Here is a 20,138-nt window from a genome sequence, read left to right on the forward strand (position 1 = left end):
GTCAAATCACCGCTTATCTCCCGGTCAGCACCGTCATGTTTGGTCGTAATCACAGAATCGACGAAAATTGGTTGCATGGCTTCTTCACTGGTTTTTGTCTCTCGCCCTTCTCTGCCCCGCACGCAGTTCCTTAATCTTTTGGAACTTGCTGTAGCTGCACACCTCATTCCGGAGGTTAGCGAGGAATCGATCAAGACCAGCCAAGATCGATTAGTTACCAAGTTGCATCTGCCTGATTCTGAGCGTAGCGAACTTCAAGACGATGCCAGTTCATTCCTCGATTCACAGGTGAGCGCTGGAAACATCAGTTATTCCGATGTATGCCTTGCTGTTGTTCCAGATGAGATCAGTGACGCGAAGCAGCTACTGCTTCTCATGGACGTTGATTCGACGTTGATTAAGCAGGAAGTTATTGAACTGCTCGCAGCGCACGCTGGGCGCGAAGCGGAAGTCGCTTCAGTCACCGAGGCCGCGATGCGTGGAGAACTGGACTTCGCACAGTCATTGATTCAACGGGTGGCCACACTAAAAAATCTTCCCGATTCTGTGCTTCAGGAAGTCGGTCAGCGCATCATCTTCTCAGATGGCGCACCATCGCTGGTCAAACGCTTCCACGAAGCCGGCCACAAGGTCGCAGTGGTTTCGGGCGGGTTCCAGCAGATCCTCGACCCACTCGCGGCGACGCTAGGTTTGGACCATGCCCTTGCTAACACGTTGGGTATCACTGACGGAATCCTGGACGGAACCGTCCACGGCGAGATTGTTGACCGCACGATGAAGGAAACGAAACTTCGTCAATGGTCTGAGGAACACCAGATTCCACTGGCTGCCACTATCGCTGCCGGGGATGGTGCCAATGATCTGTCTATGGTTTCAGCCTCAGGATTGGGTATCGCTTTTAATGCGAAGCCAGCGCTGCGTGATCAAGCCGATGTGCGTCTAGATTTTGGTCGTCTGGATGTTATTGCTGATCTTGTGCTTGATGATCTTAGCTAGTTGTTTCCCGACAACTAGATAACAATTCGGTACATGCGGGCCTTTAGGCACGTTGTTCAGTTGCTCCAGCGGTTAGTATTTTGACTGACGCATTAATGGCCTGTGGTAGATACCTCGACCGAGCGGCATCAACATTACGCTTTCGAAAGAACTCTAATACCAGTGCAGACCACACCTCAGGACACTAACCCCGCAACGCCTTCTAACAAGAAGAAGTCGAAGAGCAAGGCTAAGCCTTGGATCATCGGCGGATCGTGCGCGGTAGCCCTTACTGCGGCATACTTCGGCGCTGCCGCAGTGATCAGCTCGCAGGTTCCGGCCAACGCTTCGGTGGCCGGTGTAACTATCGGTTCCATGAGCAAGGATGAGGCTCAGGCGGAACTTGCCAAAGTCGCAACTCCGCTGGCCGAAAAGCCTGTCGCGCTCAAGGTTAACGGCAAGGACTACGAGCTAGATCCAGCTAAGGCTGGCTTGAGCCTGAATGTCGCTGACACGGTCGAAGACCTTACCTCCTACGAGGTCAATCCGGTCAAGCTCTATGAACGACTCACCAACGACTACAACGTCACTCCTGACCTTGATGTTGACGAGGACAAGCTCAAGACCCAGGTAGAGGCTCTGGCTAAGAAGGCCAATGCCGAAGCTTCTGAGGGAAACATTGAGTTCGCTGACGGACAAGCCAAACTGACCAAGCCGGTTGATGGTGTCGCTTTGAACACCGACGACGCCGTCGAGAAAATCAGTGATGAATGGTCCATCGACGGTTCCGCTATCGAGTTGCCCGCAGAGGTGAAGAAACCACAGATCGCTGAAAAGGATCTGCAGACCTTCTACGATGATCAGGTCAAGGCGTTGCTCAAGGATGACGTAACCCTTGATTCGGGCGATAAGAAGGCCACCGTTTCGGCTTCAGACATCGCAAGCGCAGCTTCGTACGCACCTAAGGATGGCAAGCCTGCCATTGTTTTGGATGACAAGAAGTTGTACAAGTCAGCGACCAAGGGCACGGATCTTTCCAGCACCGCCAAGGATGCAAAGATCACTTTGAAGGACGGTAAGCCTTCGATCACCGAGTCAGCCAACGGCATTTCTCTGGAAACCGATGGTTTGGGCGCAAAGGTGCTAGCGGCGACCACCGCTGCTAACCGCACTGCAACCGTGAAGATGACCGAAACTGAACCGGACTTCACTACCGCGGATGCCAAGGAGTTGGGCATCAAGGAACCGATCGTTGACTTCTCGACTCCGTATCCTGCCTCAGATAAGGTCCGCACCAAGAACCTGAAGGCCGGATCCGCACGAGTCACCGGTGTCATTGTTAAGCCTGGCGAACAATTCTCATTGTTAGATACCCTGGGCCCAATCACCGAGGCTAACGGTTACTTCACTTCAGGTGTTGTTGAAAACGGCTTCAGCTCGGAAGCAGTTGGTGGCGGCCTGTCGCAGATTTCCACTCAGATGTACAACGTCGGCTTCCTGGCCGGCTACGACGACATCACCCACAAGCCTCACTCCCGCTGGTTTGACCGCTACCCTGCTGGTCGTGAAGCTACCTTGTGGGAAGGCCAGGTCGATATGATCTGGAAGAACAACACTAAGTATGGCGTGATGGTTCAGGCTTGGGTTGACGACGATGCGGTTCATACCCGCCTGTGGTCCACCAAGTACTGGAAGGTCACCCAGAAGACCTCGGATAAGTACAACAAGACCAATCCTGAAACCAAGTACAACAGCGCTGAAAAGTGTGTTTCAGAATCTGGCGGACAAAAGGGCTTCACCATCGATGTCACTCGCTACCGTGAGTCCATTGACGGTTCCGCTAAGCTCCCAGCCGATAAGAAGACATGGACTTACAGCCCATGGAACAAGATCATTTGTGGCGAAAAGCCATAACAGAATCCATTAGTTGACTATCGCCGGATGCCTTTTCAAACAAAGGCATCCGGCGATTTTTTAGAATCCTACCGATGATCCAAGGGTGCAAAACAAAGGCTGGTGTCCAACATCCGTGAGAGATGCTGAACACCAGCCTTTGGTGTTGCTAAAGCTGCAGGTTACTTACCGGCCTGCTCCAGGAAGTCTCCTGCGCCGCCAACCAGTTCGGTGTGTCCGGTTTCAACGTCAGCAAAGACCATCTTGGCAACTTCAGCGCCGAACTCTTCAACGGAGTACAGCTTGCCAGCGGCCTCGCGGCGAGCATCAATTGCACCTGGCTCCATGCGGTTAAGCAGGGTTGCGGTGATGGTGCCCTCGATCATGTCACCCGAGACAACTACAAAGCTGATGTTCTTTTCGCTCAGCTGTGGAATCAGCTCGCGCAGTGCGTCTTCGCCGGCACGCTTGGACTTGGCCACTTCGTCGTAAGCGCCCATGGTGGAAACTTCATTGATGAAGTGTGCCTGGTGGCTGGTGACGAATACAACTCGGCCACCTTCGCTCATCTTTGGCAATGCTGCGGTGAGCATGGCTACCTGTGCGTCGCGGTTCAAACGCAGCGCGTAGTTCTCACCGAGGGAAGTTTCCATGCCACCCGAAGCGTTCAGTACCAGTACGTCTAGGGAGCCGAAGTTCTCAACTGCGGCGTCAACCAAAGCCTGTGGGCCCTCAACGGTGGTCAGGTCCGAGCCAACAGCTACGGCCTTGCCACCCTTTGCTTCGATCGCTGCAACGATCTTGTTTGCGCGTGGGGCCTTTGCGCGGTAGTTCACTACAACGCCAATGCCCTGCTCTGCCAACAGCTGTGCGGTAACCGCACCAATGCCGCGGGAGGAACCGGTAACTACTGCACCTTTGTATTCGCTCATTTTGATTGTTCTCCTTAGGTCTTCGGGAAAATTGATTGTGCCCTTACTTAGGGCAATGAAAACTTCTAGTGGCCCATGCCTAGGCCGCCGTCAACGGGAATCACGGCGCCGGAGATGTAAGCAGCCTCGTCACTGGCGATCCAGCGAACAACGTTGGCTACTTCTTCTGGCTCGGCGAAACGGTTGGCTGGAATATTAGCCAGGTAACCCTTTTGGGTTTCTTCTGGCAGCACAGAGGTCATTTCGGTGTTGATGAAGCCAGGTGCAACAACGTTTGCGGTGATGCCACGGGAGCCAAGCTCGCGGGTCAACGAACGAGCGATGCCTACCAAGCCGGACTTGGATGCTGCGTAGTTGATCTGTCCTGGCGAACCGTAGAGACCGACTACCGAGGAGATCAGGACAACACGGCCCTTCCTCAGGCGCATCATGCCCTTGCTTGCGCGCTTAATAACGCGGAAGGCGCCGGTGAGGTTGGTGTCGATTACCGAGCTGAAGTCATCTTCACTCATACGCAAGAGCAGGGTGTCCTTGGTGACGCCCGCATTAGCAACAAGTACTTCTACTGGACCGTGCGTTGCTTCAACTTCTTTGAACGCCTCATCGATCGATGCGCTGTCGGTGACATCAGCTTTGACACCCAACAGGCCGGCGGGAACCTCGCCGCTGCGGTAGGTGATAGCTACCTTGTCGCCGTTAGCCTCAAAGGCACGAGCGATCGCAAGGCCGATGCCGCGGTTGCCGCCGGTCACGAGGACGCTGCGGCCAGTGGTTGGTTCCGTAGTCAATGTATTTCTCCATTCATGCGCCTACTCAAGCGTGTCCGAATCATGTGATCGGGGCCTCGTCTGACGCACTTTGCCTAGTTAAGTAGCTTCTCCGTGATCAATCCTATTAGTTACTGGCTGGTTTTACCGCTTCGACAGCGCGTAGAAATTACGCTCTTCGCGCCACAAGTGAGACAATGGAAGCAGTTTCCGCACAGCAAAGTGAAGTCTTTTACATGTCATCTCAGCCCACGAATCATGATTCTGGTGAGCCGGGCGTTCACCGCATCACCGAAGCGCGTGAATCCCACAGCTCCGAGCGCGATAGCCGTGTGCGCAAGTACACGATATCGATGTCCGTGCGTATGGTTTGTTTCATCTTGGCATTTTTCTTTGATAACTGGCTGCGTTGGTTCTTCATTGCTGGCGCAGTGATCCTGCCCTATATCGCCGTGGTCATTGCCAACGGCGGTGCCGATCTAACCAAGCGCGAACCGGCTCCTGAGTTCTACAAAGCACCAGAGCCACAGCAGATTCCTGCAGCTGCCTCCACGCAAGAAACTAACTTTGATAACGATGACGTGATTGACGGAACTTTTGTTGATCAGCCCAGCAGCACCGACAAGGAGGACTAGTGGATTTATTAGGTTCACTGGGACAGCCTCAGTCCCCCGCCGAAGTTCAGTGCTCGCGTAAAGGATGCCGAAACCACGCGGAGTATCAACTGCTGTGGAACAATCCGAAAATCCACACTCCCGAGCGCCGTAAGATTTGGCTGGCCTGCCCGGAACATTTGCAGTGGCTGGAAACCTACCTCAAAGAGCGCCTTCTTCATCGCGAGACGTTGCCACTGTCCAGCACCTCAGGAGACACTGCGTAGATGTATCGATTTCTAGCAAGCACCCGCTGGGTTGGCTGGTTGGTACTGGTGGCGATCTTCGCCGCAGCGTGCATTAGCTTGGGCAATTGGCAAGCAAACCGTCGAGACCAAGTTCTTACCGGTATTGAACGAGTGAACCGCAATTACTTTGCTGACCCGGCTACCGGAGAAGAGGCGTTAGCCAAGTTCAAACAGCTTCCAGAAGAAAAGACCTGGATGACTGTCTCACTCACCGGTAGCTACATCGCTGATGACACCTACATTGTTCGAAACCGCATCAAAGCGGGCCGCCCTGGTTATGAAGTTCTCGTACCTTTTAAGACCAGCAACGGCGAAGTAGTGATTATTGACCGCGGGTATTTGCCTATTGGCGACAAGGAAAGTGGTCATCCCGACGCGGTGCCAGCACCACCTTCTGGAAAAGTCACCATCAACGCTCGGCTGAAGCCTTCTGAAGTTCGTCTTGACCGCGGTGCTCCTGAGGGACAGATCGCTTCAATTCAGTTGCAAGATTATGCCCAGCACCTGAACTACGACATCGCTCAGGGTGCCTACGGCATCATGTATCAAGAAGATCCTGCCCCGGCTTCGGCTCCCCTGCCGTTGGATGCACCGGACATGGATGAGGGCCCACACCTATCCTACGAATTCCAGTGGTATGCCTTTGGTGTGCTCGCCTTTGTCGGTTTCTGGTACGCGGCACGACAGCAGAAGAGGCTCAACGCTGAAGATGCAGCTGAAATAGCTGAAGCTAAGGCACTGGGTTTTGACGAACCTATTCACAAGGTTCGCAAGGTCCGCTCGGCTGAAGACAAAAAATTTAGGCGCGACGGTTCGCTAACCGATGAGGCCACCGAAGACGCGATGCTGGATCAGCCAGTGAGTTCTTCCCCAGATCAGAAGTAACTAGCCCACTAGCCATTCGGCTCAAGGTGTCCAGCGAACGGCATCAGATTGGCAACTTTCTGTTGCGCTATCCTGCTCGCTGTTTTGGGCACAGGATGCATCAACGAGTCTGCGTTGGCCCAACGGTTCATCAAGCGTGAGGGTATAGGGCACGGCCTCATTTGATTGGCAGGTTTGCGCGTTGCCCTTCAGCGGTTCAACTACTAAACCAACTAAGACATCCTCGTTGGAGTAGCTCACCTGCGTTACGGTAATCTCTCCGGTCACCCCAGAGCCACAAGCAATTCGAGTCACCTTCAAATCAAGGTGGGTGCTCTGTGCGGTCAGAGCCGCGGGGTCTGCTAGTTCCCATTATGCGTTGATCTGATCCGGTGTGTTCTTGGCACAGCCACTTAGTGACATAGTGGCCACGATCAGGCCAACACAAGCAACTCGGAAAAGCTCTGTAGATAAACGCATGGCTTGGCACATCCCATCTAGTGGTGTTGTGCCAAGCCTACGAGATTCGAGCTTTGCGGTAAACGCTTAGGTCAGCGAGACCAATTCTAGGTAGTCCTCGTTGAACAAGTCTTCGTCGCCGTCAGGCAAGATAACTACACGTTCTGGCTTCAAGGACATGACTGCGCCCTCATCGTGGCTGACCATAACTACTGCACCTGGGAAGGTGGACAGTGCGCCCAAAACCTCGGCGCGGGACGCTGGGTCCAAGTTGTTAGTCGGCTCATCAAGAAGCAGTACGTTTGCGCTGGAAGCCACAATGGTTGCCAGAGCAAGACGAGTCTTCTCACCGCCGGAAAGTACACCGGCAGGCTTGGACACGTCATCACCAACAAACAGGAATGAACCTAGGATCGAACGCACATCGGCGTCATTGAGGTGATCAGGTGCGTTACGACGCATGTTATCCAGTACCGAAGCTTCTGGATCCAGGGTGTCGTGTTCCTGTGCGAAGTAGCCGATCTTCAGGCCGTGGCCTGGAATGATCGAGCCGCTATCCGGTTCGGCCACACCTGCGAGCATACGCAGCAAGGTGGTCTTACCAGCACCGTTCAGTCCCAAGATCACGACCTTTGAGCCGCGGTCAATAGCCAGCGACACGTCGTTGAAGATCTCCAAAGAGCCGTAAGCCTTGGACAGGCCCTCGGCCATCAATGGGGTCTTGCCACATGGTGCTGGATCCGGGAAGCGCAATGCTGCGACCTTGTCGGAAGAGCGTTCTTCCTGAAGGCCGGAGAGCATACGATCCACACGCTTAAGCATGGACTGTGCTGCCGAAGCGCCCGAGGCACGTGCCTTCATCTTGTTGGCCTGAGCCTGCAAGACCGAAGCCTTCTTCTCGATGTTGGTACGCTCGCGCTTACGAGCGCGCTCATCGGTTTCGCGCTGGATTTTGTAGCGCTTCCAGTTCATGTTGTAGACATCGACTACACCACGGTTGGCGTCAAGGTTCAGCACCTTGTTAACGGTTTCTTCCATCAAGCCGGTGTCGTGGCTGATCATCAGCACGCCGCCAGCGTAGTTCTTGATGAAATCGCGTAGCCACATGATCGAGTCAACGTCCAAGTGGTTAGTTGGCTCATCGAGCAGCAGAGTTTCGGCATCCGAGTAAAGGATTCGGGCCAATTCCACACGACGACGCTGACCACCGGAAAGGGTGCGCAACGGCTGATCCAAGATACGGTCCGGCAAGTCCAAGTTGGCGCAAATTGCTGCAGCTTCAGACTCAGCGGCGTAACCACCGGCAGCGATGAATTCAGCTTCTAGGCGGTCATAACGACGCATGGCCTTTTCGGAGACGGCTTGGTCTTCGCTTGCCATCTCGTCACGGTTCTTGGCCAACTTGCCAAGGACAACGTCTAGTCCACGGGCGCCAAGAATGCGGTCACGAGCCAGTTGCTCCATGTCCGGAGTTTTAGGGTCCTGCGGCAAGTAGCCGATGGATCCCTTGTAAGTTACTTCGCCCGACGCAGGCTGGGTTTCGCCGGCGAGGACCTTGGTCATGGTCGTCTTTCCGGCACCGTTTCGGCCCACCAGTCCGATCTTGTCGCCCTTGTCGATGCGGAAGTTTACTTCGTCCATCAGCAAGCGGGCGCCGACGCGTAGCTCAAGGTTGGCTACGGAAATCATATGGTGTGGCCCTTTCACGCGGGAAAAAATATTATGGCCCGTTAATGGGCAACTTAACTAGTATACTAGCCAAGAGCTAAACCACTGGTGGAAAGTGCATAAACTAACAATCCGCAGTGGTTCACCTCTTGGCTAACTACCCAGCTGGGAGCGGTAATCCTTCATCTGAATTAGACGACGGCGCAACGAGCCTTCACGGCGAAGGTCTCCGCCGCTGGTTTTATCGATATGTTCCTTGCCAAATCTCCACAGCAATACATCATCAAGCAGACGGTCCGGCCCTGGAGAATAACGGTGATCAAGTGCGGCACGCACGTCGGTCACCACATTGGCATCAAGTAGCTGAGCGAGTTGCCACGTCTGGTTAATCTCGTGGGCATCAAGTAATTCTGCGGCCCACGACCAGTCGTCATCACGCTTACGGTCAACGTGCGGCAACAGGGTTTGCCAGATCTCACCAATTTTTTCACTGGTCAGCGGCTCAGCACCGGCACCTTGTTGGTCGTGATAACCATTAAGTCGGTGATAGAGCTCGTCAATGTCGGTGAAGTAATCTTCCACGGTTTCCAGCATGGCTGCAGTGGCGGTGAAATGCCGGTCAATCTGTGGATTCCAAGCTGCCTCGCCCGGGTGCTTAAAGCGGATGTCGTGTTCCATCTCGCTCCACGCGTGCTGGAGCACGGTGCGGATCTGCACTTCAAAAACAAAGTTTCCGCTGGCTACTACAGGCTTGCCCAACGCTTCTTGGAATTTGCGTACGGTAGGTTCGCTACGGGTTTTTAGCAGCAGGTGTCGTGAGGAGTATCCGTAGGTTCCGGATTCAACCGAGCCAATATCCTTCTCCCGGTCGCTTCGGCAATCGAAAGAATCCCGGTGCGATTTGATCAGGCTAGCCACCTGTTGGATCTCGTGAGGCAGCATGACGATGATTCGGATACCGACCATGTCATGGATTTCGCGCAACGGATTCGGAAATTCCAGTACCGGTGCGCTCTCGGAGGTTTCTTGCAGCCGACGCGAGGCCTTGGCAGTAAATGACGCAGCAGATTTAACCCGACCAGTGATGAACAACGGCTGGACTTCACTTTGAGCAAATAGCCTACGGATCTTGGCCTTCATGGCCGACATAACCGTATTCAGTTCGCCGGTTACAGATTTGTACTGTTCAACGGCGGTCGCAATGTTCTCAGAGAACTCGTCGTCCTTCTGTTCATGCTGTGGAACCGTCATTGCTGCCTCCTAGGTGCTGATCTGCTCGTTGCTTTAGTCCTTATACTTGCTCTCGCCGGCCGGGATTCTCTATGTGAAATTACGGACGGGAAAGACGCTTGGCCATGTCGTCAAACAACGGGGCCTTATCTTCTACAGGCTTGCCTGGCTTAGCCTTTGGCGCTGCAGCGGTCTGCGGATTCTGGGCGGTCTGGGTGTTTGCCTTGGCGCTGGCGGTTTTTGCATCAGCGCGTGCGCTGGCGGTTTTTGCATCAGCGCGTGCGCTGGCAATACCTTCGGCGCGAGCACGAGCCAGAGCGTCTTGATGCTGCTGTTCCAGTTCAGTCAAACGCTCGGACTCAGCAGTCTGCGCATCGGTCAACGCTGCACTGTATCCATCATCGTAAGCAACACCGTATTTCTCGGCGTTGGCCTGCTCTTCGTCGTATTCCAATTCAGCGCGAAGCTTCGAGGCTTCTGACTTCTTCTGGTACATGTGCACGGTCAAGTGAGTGATGGCCAAGAGAACGATTGGAGGCATGGCTGCCACAAGCGCCGAAACAACCGCTGGCACACCGTTTTCGATGGAATCAACGGTAAGAATCGCGTGGGTTGAGTTTGCGGCCGTGGATACCACTGCGCCGAAGAACAATAGTGACCATGGGTAGACCATGGCCTTGCGGCTAAAGCCGTTCAAGGCGACGATGGCCACGGTTGCGGCAACGATCATACCGTCAATGATGATTGGCCAGATCCAGGCTAGGCGGGGGCTAATTCCTGAACGTTCGGCGAGGTCGGTCAGTGCGGCGAACGACAAAACGAATGCGCCAATGGCGATCAGAACCGTTGCGCCGACAGCGGTACCTAGGACTGCCTTGTGCGGTTCATTCGGGATGTCGAGCTTATTTTCTTCCATGCTGCAGGGCAGACCTAACTTCTCAATATTCGGATATGTCGTCGAAAGCGAGTTTGATAGCCCCAAGTTACTGGTCAAAAAGCCATCAGTTCTTATTTTAGCCCCACATGATCAGTGCTATTGCGCCGGAGGTCTTATTGCTCGACGATCAATAAATCCGGTGCCACTAACCATGGCCGCCAGTCCCCGCAATTGTGAATCTGCAAGGAAGAATACCGTGCTAATTACCATGTACGCGGTGAGCACCATATTCAGTACTGGGTAGGGACTTAGATCGGTGATACTGGTGGAAATTTGGAAAAGGAAGGTAACCCCGCCGAAGCCAAGAACGCTTCGCAGTACCGCTCGCCAGGCCGGCGCCGGGCCACCGTTTTCTCCGGTAACCATGAGCCAGGCGCAACGCTGTCCGAGCGATGCGCGCCCTGGGGTGAGGTTGGGCAGCAAGAAGACGAAGAAGACAACCACTACTGGGATCCACAGATTCATCAGCTTTTCGTTGGTCACCGGCCCGCCTAGTTTTTCTACCAGTGAGCGTGCGCCTGAGATAACAAAAACGGCGCCGGTAGTGATCGCTAGATCAAAAACGTTGGCCAGTACTCGGCGTGCACGACTAACCCTGCGTGGAGCTGCGAATCGCGCGTCCCCTTCCCTTGGACCAGTCAGGAAGCTGAACACGGGCAAGTAGGCAAAGACTGCGCCAGCTAGTGTCCCGGCGGTATTCACGATTATGTCATCAACATCAGCTACGCGGTAGGCGCAGTCGTACAGTCCCCAGATGCCGGTGTACTGGGTCAACTCAATTGAAAGCGACGCTGCAAAGCCAAGCACGATGGCGGTGAAGATATTTCCTCTGAGCCAGCGCACGGCCAGAAGTCCTAAGGGCATGAACAAAATGACGTTGAAGATCACTTGCCACAGGGTAAAACTGGTCGCAAAACCACGCATCCCTTGCTCGGCGATAGTTAGTTGAAAGTCGTTAACAAAGTGCCCCGGGTTTAGCTGCGGAAGACCGCGCCCCGGAACGCAGGCCGTACTACGCGAGCTAGGCAGTGGCAACATGGTGTAACTGAATAAACCGAAGCAATACACCGCTGCCGCAGCAGTGGTAATGGTCCTACGCCAAGACAGTCGACCATGCCGACGGTACTGAAGTGCCAATAGGAAAATGCCTGCAGCGCCCAAGAAGAGGGCACCACCAAGCATGGCTATGGTCGCTGGCCAGAACATCGTTTGCATAGTTCAATCTAAGCCGATGCTCCACAGTAAGCCCTGTGCCCGGATGTGTGATCTTGACTATCTAGGATTTTTTGTTGCGGTGTTCCGCGCTGTCCAAGGGCCCGAACGGACCATCAAGAACCCGACGCGTAGTCGAATCAAAGCGGAAGAGCCCGACAAACAGCAATACAGTCAGCACACCAGCAAAAGTCTTCATCGTCCATGCTGTGTGCCATTGCTCTATGGAAAGCTGGTCAACAAAAACGGCAACCAGAATGAGGCTGGAAGCATAGATCATCAATTTTTCGGAGGTCCAAGACACCCGGTGCGAGATGGCGAAAAATGCCATGAGCCAAAGAATGTACCAAGGCTGAATGATGGGTGCCAGCAGGACCACTGCAGACAGGGACCAAGCTGTGAGGCGTACCGGATTTGAGATGTTCTTGGCCAACGCAAGACGAGCCACAATGGCCAGGGCAAATAGTTGGAACAGCTGAACGACAATGCTGTTCACTAGTAACGCGTTGCCACCAAGCAGTCCGGCCAGTTTGCTAAGGCTCCAACCGACCAGGCCCACCGGTGCATAGGGGAAGGCCGCATCGCCGGCGCTGAACATCGCAGGGATCCAACCGAACCAGAGGTTTGTCACCGCACCAATGATGGTCAACCAGATCAATGACAGGACAGAGACTTTGGCCCAGACCATCCAACGAGCACGTTTGGATGGATTTTTGTTCAGGAGAATCAAGCCGATAAATGGCAGTGCCAGAAGCACGATCGGTTTAACCGAAACTGCCATCGCCAAGGCCATCGTTGAGGCAACAGGGCGCCGATCATAGGCATAGGCCAACGCGCTGAAGACACCGGCAATCATTAGTGCGTCGTTATGCACGCCGCCAATCATGGTCAGCAAGAACAGTGGGTTACCTACAATTGCCCAATTGGCCCAGTTAGGATTCTGTCCCATCTTCTTGGCCAACTTTGCGGTGAAGTGATAACAGCCAAGTACACCCAGGGCCGCAACAATGCGAAGCAGGCCCACTCCGATTTCCGGAATGCCATTCGAGGCAAAAAAGATGATGCGGGCCAAAACCAAGAAGAAGGGACCGTAGGGCGACGGAGACTGCGCCCAGAGGCCGTCTGATCCTCCATCGAACCAGCCGGGTAGGGCTGAAATCCCTTCAGCGTAGGGAGACTTGTCGGCATGCAACATTCGTCCCTGAGCAAGGTAGGAATATACGTCACGGCTCAGAATGGGGAAACTCAACATGAGCGGTGCTGACCACATCGTGATGAGCTTGCCCAATTGTCCTGAAGTAATGTCAGTTGACTTCTGAACCCGTGGACGGGTGACAACCCACGTTCGGGTCAGCCAGACCATGCCCAAGGCCATGAGCACAATGCAGGTAATGACGCCGCTCGACTCGGTACGAAATTCGATGAAGAATCCACTCCGAGCTATCGGCGAGAGCTGATTGCGCGGAAACCAGCCAATCCCCCAGGACGCGACGGTGATCATCACCGACGCTGCAAAGCCCTGCCATCCAAGCGATCGCAGACTTTCCCCTGTAATTTCCGGCGAATTTCCAGCACTGTCACTAGGCCTTCTTTTCCTTTGTCAGCCAATTAGTTGAGCTCAAGAGGTCAGGGACAATTGACTTGGTTTTCCGATCAAAGAAGACAAGATAGACGGCGCAAGCGATGGAGGTTCCCCAAGAAATCATTTGTACGCGAGGCACCAGGGATTCTTGCAAGAATTGCCAGACGAAAATTTGGTCGGCAGCTTGGTAGGCCAAGAAGAAAATAGTGGTCAAGTGTAGCCACAGCATCTGCCAGTCATCGCGAAGTCCGGTGACCGCGAAGAACGGCAGAAGCCACAAGAGGTACCAAGGCTGAATGACTGGGGACAAAACCACAATGGCCGAATAGGCAATGGCCATGCGCTGAACCAAATGTGAGTACTTTCCACGGAACATCAACACCATGGCTACGCCAACACCGAGCAGACGACCAATGGTGCTGATGGTTGGGAGCACTCCGGTTGATTCAAGCCCAAACGAGTGGAAGATGCTCGTCATTGCGACGGTCATCAAACCCAGCGGGGCAAAGATTGAGAATCCAGAACCGGTGTAGTGAAGCATGACATCTAGCCAACCGAACCAGTAGCCGTTCAACCAGCCAACGAAGGTCATCAGTGCCAGGAAGATCAGACCTGAATAGACCCAATACAAGATACGGCGTGGCCATTTGGCCTCGGGCCCGGCCCAAAGCAGACCGATAAATGGCAATAGAACCAACGTGATCGGCTTGACTCCGATGGAAGCGGCCAACACAACGATGGCCCAGAAACCGTGACGCTTGCACGCTAGGTAAACGGCCCATACGGACAGTCCAGTCATCAAAGCATCGTTGTGCGCGCTGGCCACAAAGTTCACCAGGAACAACGGGTTTGCCACAGTCATCCAGGTAGCTTTTGCCCCCGATACCCCGTGAAGTTCAGCAAGCTTTGGCACAAAATGCAAGCAAAGAAGAACACCGATAAACGCGATAGCGCGGAACGCGAGGATGGCGGCGTCGGTAGAGCCACCAACCAGTTTGGCTACCAAGTATTCAATGGAAAGAAAGAGTGGCCCATACGGGGTCCCATCTTGAGCCCACATGGTGTCGGTCCCCAGCTGGAACCAATTGTTCAAACTTGAGATGCCATCAACATATGGGTCCTGACCGGCTACCACCAGTCGCCCCTGGCCAAGGTAGGCAAAAGCATCGCGGCTCATGATTGGCAGGGCCACAAACATGGGAATGCTCCACAGCCAGACCGCCCGGCGAACAATCTTCAGTGATCCTTCGCCCCAGTCGCGAAGCTTCTGCCCTAGGCGCCACCAGGAGCGAAAGAGCAACCAGCAACCAAGCGCCAAGAGAATCACGCAGAGGATCACGCCCGAAGATTCGGTGCGCAGCATAATGAAAAACGGATCCCGATTCAGCGGGGAAACGCTAGCTAGCCAGCCAGTGCCGAAAGAGCCAAAAAGTATCAGCGAAGCGCCAATGACGCCACTGAGCAGCGTCTTGTTCACTCCAGCGTTTGGCTGGGATCGCACTGCTTCTAAGTTGCTGGCTGACACACTGACACCTCGTGCTGTAGCGGACCAAAATTCGTGAATTTCAAGGCCTACGTCGTATCAAAAGCTCCCTGACAGAGGGTCTTTTGGTAGCCAGAATTCTCTGCCGATTTTAGCATTGTCTCTCCGCTTAGCTTGGGCAGGACACTGCTTGCACTCGTGCTTTCACCGCGTGCGCTCTCCCACAGGCGCGGTGCAAGTGTAGATTGGTTACGTGGCTAGTAACTCAGAAAAAATTGTATGGATCGACTGCGAGATGACCGGACTGGATCTGGTCAACGACGCACTGATCGAAGTAGCGGTACTGATCACCGATTCCGAATTGGAAATCGTTGATGAAGGAATTCAGGTTGTCATCAAGCCTGAAGATGCTGCTTTGGCACAGATGAACGACTTTGTGCGCAACATGCACACCGTCAGTGGCTTGCTCCCAGAGCTGGAACAGGGTTTGAGCATGGATGAAGCCCAGCGCATCGTGGTGGAGTACATCAAGAAGCATGTTCCTGAAGCCAATAAAGCGCTGCTCGGTGGCAACTCGGTAGGGACAGACAAGAACTTCTTGGCTCGGGATATGCCTGAAGTGATTGAGCACCTGCACTACCGGATCATCGATGTTTCCACGCTGAAGGAACTGAGCCGTCGCTGGTACCCGAAGGCGCACTATGCGGCCCCTGCCAAGACCGGCAACCACCGTGCCCTAGGCGACATTCAAGATTCGATTGATGAGCTTCGGTACTACCGAGAGACCATCATGGTTCCAGCTCCCTGACCAAGCACTGACGAGGCCAAAGCTGTAGCAGCTCAAATCGTTACCAGCGACGACCAGTAGTCGCGCCGGAACCCTTGGGGCGCAGAGTGATGCACTGCATAGCGCCCCTGGGGTTCCCGATTGGCTAATAGGTGAGAAATATGTGTATAGTATTTCTCGTTGCCAGATACGAAATCAGTTTTCAAATGCATTCTGACTAGTAATAAAGCAAACATGGTGGGTATAGCTCAGTTGGTAGAGCGTCTGGTTGTGGTCCAGAAGGTCGCGGGTTCAAACCCCGTTACTCACCCCATATCAAAAGGCTTGATTCGAAACTTAGGTTTCAAATCAAGCCTTTTCTTCGTTCACCCTCTTGCGAGCATCCGGTAATCGGCTGGCGACACCATTGCCCACGCTAGGCTTCCGCTTCTTTTGCGCGCAAGATTTGCCCACAAGGCTCGGATGAATGGCACACTTGCAAAGACGCCCGGTCGGCATTTCGACTCGAAAATGAGCCTCTGGTCACAAACCAACGGCTCACGCTTTCCTGATTAGTATTGAACGGCAAACTACGTGTATAGTATTTCTCGTTGCCCGATACTTAGTCACCAGCTCTAGAGCGTCTGACTAGTATTGAAGTGAACATGGTGGGTATAGCTCAGTTGGTAGAGCGTCTGGTTGTGGTCCAGAAGGTCGCGGGTTCAAACCCCGTTACTCACCCCATATCAAAAGACTCGATTCAGAACTTAGGTTCCGAATCGAGTCTTTTGCATTCTCAGTCCTATTGACGCAGCTCTGGTCCGCGTACTTACATCCATTCAGGGTTCAACAAACGCAACCCAAGAACCGCAGATGCGCAGTTTGCCTCACTTTGAATCAAAAGCAGTGGGCACTGACGCGGAACCTACGGCGAGCGCGTTCCTGATCACCCAGACCGCTCAATGCGGCGCACAAACCGTTGCTCGGTCCCCCACTCAACATGCTTTCGACAATGGGCACAGTATGTAACGTGAATGATTTGACGCCCGTACCTTTCGGAGCAATACCAGTTGGATGCACAGGTCCACGTGGTGCAGAGGAGATTTAGTCCAACCAACTAGCATCGAGGCCTCGCATTACCCTTAGGCCCGTTCAACGCTTGTCTACTCATGCGCATCGAAATACGGATCACCTGACTCGCGCACAATTGGTCGTTACCAGGGGCACCCCATAGAACAGCTGAACTAACCTACTCAGGCCCCTACGTTGCATCAACCGACCGACTCAGGAGGTTTTACCGCAGCTTCGGACTTCCGCACTTTGCGCTGAGTCTGGCTGGGGTTCGGCGAGCGCATGACGTTCCGCTCCAACACTTGTTGCCTTCTTGTCACATTTCAGCAAATTCAACACCATATTCGAAACTATGTTCGAATCTGTTGATTTTTGGGGTCTATCCCCCTGTTTTTCGAGACTTCTAGCGTTATTTTGCGACTTGATGCAAAGTTTTACAGCTCAAATAGGCGCGAGTTGGCTCGACCACCCATAATGGATGTTGTACTTTGGCAGGCCTCTGTGCTTTTTGCCTGCGTCCAATCCACCGAAAGGTACTCCCCTGTGAAACGCGCACTTCTTGAAGAGGACCACGAGCAGTTCCGTGAATTGGCAACGGAGTTCAATACTCGTGAAGTCTCCGGAAAATACGCCCAGTGGGAGAAGGACCACCAGATTCCACGTGAGGTTTGGCAGTCAGCCGGTGAGAACGGCTTGCTTGGGCTTGCTGTTCCTGAAGAGTTTGGCGGAATGGGAATCGATGACTACCGATTCCGTGTCGTTCTTGATGAAGAGTTCGTCCGTGCCGGGCACCTAGCCCTTGCCTTGGCCTTCCATCTGCACGATGATCTGGTTCTGCCGTACTTGATCAATTACGGTACCGATGAACTGAAGGCCAAGTGGCTTCCTCGCATGGTGGATGGTTCTACGATCACTTCTTGCGCCTTCACTGAGCCCGGAGCTGGTTCGGACCTACGCGCTGTGCGCACCAAGGCCGTACGTGATGGTGAGAGTTGGCTGCTCAGCGGTCAGAAGACCTTTATTGGTAATGGTGCATTCGGAGATGCCGCTTTAGTGCTTGCCCGTACTGACGGTGAAAGCGGTCGCGCCACGGCGCAGTCGTTCTCGTTGTTCATGGTTGAGCGTTCCGAGGGCTACAGCAACGGCACTCCCTTCGACAAGATGGGACTGCGTGCCTCTGACACCGCGGAGCTGTTCTTCGATGAGGTCAAGGTTTCTGATGCTGATCGCATTGGTGAGATCGGGCAGGGACTAACCTACGTCAAGGAACAGTTGCCTCAGGCACGCTTGGCTATTGCGGTAGCAGCATCTGCCATCGCCAGCGCATCATTTGAGCAAGCACTGGAGCACGCCTCCAATCGTTCAACCTTCGGGCAGGCCCTCACCGAGTACCAGAACACCCGCTTTGAACTGGCTAACCTGAAAACTGAGGCGCATGTCACCCAGACCTTTGTTGATCAGGCGGTTGTTGCGTTTAACGAGGGCGAACTTAGTGCTGAGGAAGCTGCCGAAGTGAAGCTTTGGGCTAGTGAGAGCGCGAAAAAGCTTTCGGACAAGGCGTTGCAGATCCATGGTGGTTATGGCTACATCATGGAGTACCCAATTGCTCAATCCTTCACCGCGGCTCGTTTGTTGACCATCTTTGGTGGCACAAGTGAGATCATGCGTGAAACTATTGGACGAGCACTTTAAGCACTTTTGAAAGGACCTGATCACGTGCCAATCCGGCAGATCACAGTTTATGGAGAACCTGTTCTTCATCGTCGCGCAGTAGAAGTCACCGAGTTTGATGATGAGCTACGCCAGCTTGTTGCAGATATGCACGTGACCATGGACGAAGCCCACGGCGTGGGACTGGCTGCTCCGCAGGTTGGTATCGGTCTACGTCTATTCACCTATGTCTACGCAGACCAGGACACCGCTCCTGAGCGTGGTGTCATCATCAACCCGAAGCTAACCCTGTCCAAGGTGTCGCAAGCTCCGGCAGACGTTGATGACGAGTCCGAGGGTTGCTTGTCGGTCCCTGGGCTGAACTACCCGCTCAAGCGTGCGGACTATGCCAAGGTTGAAGGTTTTGATGAGTTCGGAAATCCGATCTCCTTCGAGGCTCACGACTGGTTCGCCCGGGTGATGCAGCACGAATACGATCACCTTGATGGTTTCCTCTACGTAGATAAGCTCCAACCTCGCTGGGATAAGCGTTGGAACAAAGCCAAGAAGTCTTTGGGCTGGGGCGTACCTGGCATTACCTGGTTGCCTGGCACCGACGAGGACCCTTTTGGTCACTAACGCTTTGGCTGCCTAGTTTGCAGTCTTGAAGTCAAGATATCGCTGATGTAGCGCCGCACCGAGTGTATCGGTCGGCGCTACATTTGTATTCCACACTTGCGTGGCTCGTCCCCGTTCAATCCAGAATGCATTAAACATGCCGTTGGTAGCTGGCATGATCGCTTTCTGCATGGGTGCATCGGCGATCAGGTGCCGATCCGCGGTGGACAGGTAGTACTCGTCGAACGGGCCTAACAACCGCTTGGGTAGTTCCACCTCGCCAGAGCTCTCAAGCTCTTGATGCGTGGCAGAGCCGGCAACTACGAGGTAATCCTCACCCCGCTCGTCTTGCCCTACTGCCACAAGCTGATCGGCCACCTCATTGGCCGCCTTGCGCATCGTTGTCAGGGTTTGTCCCGTGTACCAAGCGGCACCACGCAAAGTCGCAGGTGCATGGGAGCCTAGGTAGCGAAGCAGCAATTCGTGCATCGGATCTGTAGGCACACGGTGATCACTGATCCAGCGATCTACCAGCACATAGTCTTGGGCGATCAGTTTGGCCTGCGCAGGAATCGGTCCCAAGCAGATCAGCCCGTTTTGTACCAGCACCAAGAGCACATGAAGTCCGCGCTGATTTTTAGTCGGTATCCCGTGACTCTCTAGCTCGGCAAAGATTGTGGCTCTACTGGCTCTTTGGCAGTCAATGAGCAGGTTGGTCACGATGGTAGAGGCGCGGTCAATGGTTTGCGAATCTATCTGCAAAGCGCGCAAATTAGTCGCAGCTGTTTTCAGGGTACGCTCTCTGGCCGCCTGCACCATCCACTTGGCGTCCTGTGCCCTACAGATATGCAGGGTGCCACGCATGGTCCACGAACGAACGAGCTGGCCATCATTGAACAGCTCATTAACCTGTGCTCGGTTCGGTTCGGACGCTACCCGCTGAGCCAAGGCATAACGTCCGGCGGTGAAGTCTTGAGCTTGAATCGCCAACATATGCTCGGCTGCACCCAGCAAGCTTTGTGCAGGCTCACGTAATTTCTGACTGCGCATCCGTGCGGCCAACAACCGCTCTCGTTCCACGTCTTTGCCCTATCTCTCGCACCTAGAGCCGAGCGTAGCAGGAACGGGCT

The 20,138-nt window shown here is 54.1% G+C and carries 17 protein-coding genes and 2 tRNA genes; 10 read left to right on the plus strand and 9 right to left on the minus strand.

Annotation, left to right across the window (positions count from 1 at the left end; genetic code table 11):
• The first annotated feature begins 75 nt into the window (after positions 1 to 75).
• Together serB and N6V40_RS12135 are read left to right on the plus strand one after the other, a co-directional pair.
• Positions 76 to 996 carry a phosphoserine phosphatase SerB gene (serB, locus tag N6V40_RS12130; RefSeq protein ID WP_262197818.1) on the plus strand — a complete coding sequence of 307 codons (921 nt, stop codon included), beginning with the start codon at positions 76 to 78 and terminating at the stop codon, positions 994 to 996.
• Between the two features lie 162 nt (positions 997 to 1,158).
• The gene (locus N6V40_RS12135) at positions 1,159 to 2,889 is read left to right on the plus strand and encodes a VanW family protein (protein ID WP_131088142.1); all 1,731 of its coding nucleotides are present in this window, start codon (positions 1,159 to 1,161) and stop codon (positions 2,887 to 2,889) included.
• Positions 2,890 to 3,050: 161 nt separating this feature from the next.
• Here N6V40_RS12135 and N6V40_RS12140 read toward each other — a convergent pair whose 3' ends face one another.
• Together N6V40_RS12140 and N6V40_RS12145 are read right to left on the minus strand one after the other, a co-directional pair.
• Positions 3,051 to 3,800: an SDR family oxidoreductase gene (locus tag N6V40_RS12140; protein WP_131088141.1), complete on the minus strand. Its 750-nt coding sequence runs from the start codon at positions 3,798 to 3,800 to the stop codon at positions 3,051 to 3,053.
• A gap of 65 nt (positions 3,801 to 3,865) precedes the next feature.
• Positions 3,866 to 4,588, minus strand: a complete 723-nt coding sequence (locus N6V40_RS12145; RefSeq protein ID WP_131088140.1) for a beta-ketoacyl-ACP reductase — start codon at positions 4,586 to 4,588, stop codon at positions 3,866 to 3,868.
• Positions 4,589 to 4,803: 215 nt separating this feature from the next.
• Here N6V40_RS12145 and N6V40_RS12150 point away from each other — a divergent pair, with 215 nt between their 5' ends.
• The 3 genes from N6V40_RS12150 to N6V40_RS12160 are packed head-to-tail and all read left to right on the plus strand — an operon-like array spanning position 4,804 to position 6,353.
• Positions 4,804 to 5,202 (plus strand): DUF3099 domain-containing protein, encoded by a 399-nt coding sequence (locus N6V40_RS12150; RefSeq protein ID WP_165477262.1) that lies wholly within the window; start codon positions 4,804 to 4,806, stop codon positions 5,200 to 5,202.
• On the plus strand, positions 5,202 to 5,447 hold the full coding sequence (locus N6V40_RS12155; protein WP_131088138.1) for an acetone carboxylase: 246 nt from the start codon (positions 5,202 to 5,204) through the stop codon (positions 5,445 to 5,447). The genes N6V40_RS12150 and N6V40_RS12155 overlap by 1 nt, the downstream gene beginning before the upstream one ends.
• Positions 5,448 to 6,353 (plus strand): SURF1 family cytochrome oxidase biogenesis protein, encoded by a 906-nt coding sequence (locus N6V40_RS12160; protein WP_131088137.1) that lies wholly within the window; start codon positions 5,448 to 5,450, stop codon positions 6,351 to 6,353.
• Positions 6,354 to 6,878: 525 nt separating this feature from the next.
• On the opposite strand, the gene N6V40_RS12165 is transcribed toward N6V40_RS12160, so the two are convergent.
• The 6 genes from N6V40_RS12165 to mptB (N6V40_RS12190) all read right to left on the minus strand — a co-directional run bounded on the left by N6V40_RS12165 (position 6,879) and on the right by mptB (N6V40_RS12190) (position 14,945).
• Positions 6,879 to 8,480, minus strand: a complete 1,602-nt coding sequence (locus tag N6V40_RS12165) for an ABC-F family ATP-binding cassette domain-containing protein (protein WP_131088136.1) — start codon at positions 8,478 to 8,480, stop codon at positions 6,879 to 6,881.
• Positions 8,481 to 8,612: 132 nt separating this feature from the next.
• Positions 8,613 to 9,710 carry a GTP pyrophosphokinase gene (locus N6V40_RS12170; RefSeq protein ID WP_131088135.1) on the minus strand — a complete coding sequence of 366 codons (1,098 nt, stop codon included), beginning with the start codon at positions 9,708 to 9,710 and terminating at the stop codon, positions 8,613 to 8,615.
• A 79-nt stretch (positions 9,711 to 9,789) separates the two neighbouring features.
• On the minus strand, positions 9,790 to 10,605 hold the full coding sequence (locus N6V40_RS12175; protein WP_131088134.1) for a DUF2637 domain-containing protein: 816 nt from the start codon (positions 10,603 to 10,605) through the stop codon (positions 9,790 to 9,792).
• Positions 10,606 to 10,722: 117 nt separating this feature from the next.
• Complete coding sequence (locus N6V40_RS12180) at positions 10,723 to 11,841, minus strand: VanZ family protein (protein WP_262197819.1); 1,119 nt, start codon at positions 11,839 to 11,841, stop codon at positions 10,723 to 10,725.
• A gap of 61 nt (positions 11,842 to 11,902) precedes the next feature.
• Positions 11,903 to 13,393 (minus strand): polyprenol phosphomannose-dependent alpha 1,6 mannosyltransferase MptB, encoded by a 1,491-nt coding sequence (gene mptB, locus N6V40_RS12185; RefSeq protein ID WP_315973808.1) that lies wholly within the window; start codon positions 13,391 to 13,393, stop codon positions 11,903 to 11,905.
• A 25-nt stretch (positions 13,394 to 13,418) separates the two neighbouring features.
• Entirely contained in the window at positions 13,419 to 14,945 is a 1,527-nt protein-coding gene (gene mptB / locus N6V40_RS12190; protein ID WP_242632436.1) for a polyprenol phosphomannose-dependent alpha 1,6 mannosyltransferase MptB, read from the minus strand.
• Between the two features lie 211 nt (positions 14,946 to 15,156).
• Between mptB (N6V40_RS12190) and orn the strand changes: the two genes are divergently transcribed.
• The 5 genes from orn to def all read left to right on the plus strand — a co-directional run bounded on the left by orn (position 15,157) and on the right by def (position 19,029).
• Complete coding sequence (orn, locus tag N6V40_RS12195; RefSeq protein WP_131088131.1) at positions 15,157 to 15,711, plus strand: oligoribonuclease; 555 nt, start codon at positions 15,157 to 15,159, stop codon at positions 15,709 to 15,711.
• A 216-nt stretch (positions 15,712 to 15,927) separates the two neighbouring features.
• Positions 15,928 to 16,003, plus strand: a tRNA-His gene (locus N6V40_RS12200).
• A 334-nt stretch (positions 16,004 to 16,337) separates the two neighbouring features.
• Positions 16,338 to 16,413: transfer RNA gene (locus N6V40_RS12205), tRNA-His, on the plus strand.
• Positions 16,414 to 17,283: 870 nt separating this feature from the next.
• Positions 17,284 to 18,432 (plus strand): acyl-CoA dehydrogenase family protein, encoded by a 1,149-nt coding sequence (locus tag N6V40_RS12210; RefSeq protein ID WP_262197821.1) that lies wholly within the window; start codon positions 17,284 to 17,286, stop codon positions 18,430 to 18,432.
• 24 nt (positions 18,433 to 18,456) lie between these two features.
• The gene (gene def / locus N6V40_RS12215) at positions 18,457 to 19,029 is read left to right on the plus strand and encodes a peptide deformylase (RefSeq protein ID WP_131088129.1); all 573 of its coding nucleotides are present in this window, start codon (positions 18,457 to 18,459) and stop codon (positions 19,027 to 19,029) included.
• A 12-nt stretch (positions 19,030 to 19,041) separates the two neighbouring features.
• Here the strand turns inward: def and N6V40_RS12220 are convergent, their stop codons facing one another.
• Entirely contained in the window at positions 19,042 to 20,088 is a 1,047-nt protein-coding gene (locus N6V40_RS12220; protein ID WP_262197823.1) for a winged helix DNA-binding domain-containing protein, read from the minus strand.
• Positions 20,089 to 20,138 lie beyond the last annotated feature (50 nt).

It is taken from the genome of Glutamicibacter sp. M10 (assembly GCF_025452055.1).
Taxonomy (GTDB): domain Bacteria; phylum Actinomycetota; class Actinomycetes; order Actinomycetales; family Micrococcaceae; genus Glutamicibacter.